Genomic DNA, 440 nt, shown 5'->3' on the forward strand with positions numbered 1-440 from the left:
CCCCGCATGGTGTTCCGCACGATCCACGGTTACCGACGCGCGTTCCGCATGGCCGGAAGCGGTCCTGCCCTGTTGCTCGTGCACGGTATCGGTGACGACTCGTCGACCTGGCAGGACGTCATTCCACACCTGGCGGAGAAGTACACCGTGATCGCCCCGGATCTGCTCGGACACGGCCGCTCCGACAAGCCGCGCGCCGACTACTCGGTGGCCGCCTACGCGAACGGCATGCGCGACCTGCTGTCGGTCCTGGGGATCGAGTCCGTCACGGTGATCGGCCACTCTCTCGGTGGTGGGGTGGCGATGCAGTTCGCCTACCAGTTCCCCCACATGGTCGACCGCCTGGTGCTCGTCGCGTCGGGCGGTGTCACCAAGGATGTTCATCCCGCCCTTCGCCTGATCTCGGTGCCGATCGTCAGCGAAGCGCTGAGGGTCCTGCG

The 440-nt window shown here is 66.8% G+C and carries 1 protein-coding gene; it reads left to right on the top strand.

Annotation, left to right across the window (positions count from 1 at the left end; translation table 11 throughout):
- On the top strand, window positions 1-440 hold a 440-nt coding region (locus R1101_RS0125415), incomplete at both ends, for an alpha/beta fold hydrolase (protein WP_016935872.1).

It is taken from the genome of Rhodococcus sp. R1101, from assembly GCF_000278445.1.
In the GTDB taxonomy this organism is placed as follows: domain Bacteria; phylum Actinomycetota; class Actinomycetes; order Mycobacteriales; family Mycobacteriaceae; genus Rhodococcus; species Rhodococcus gordoniae.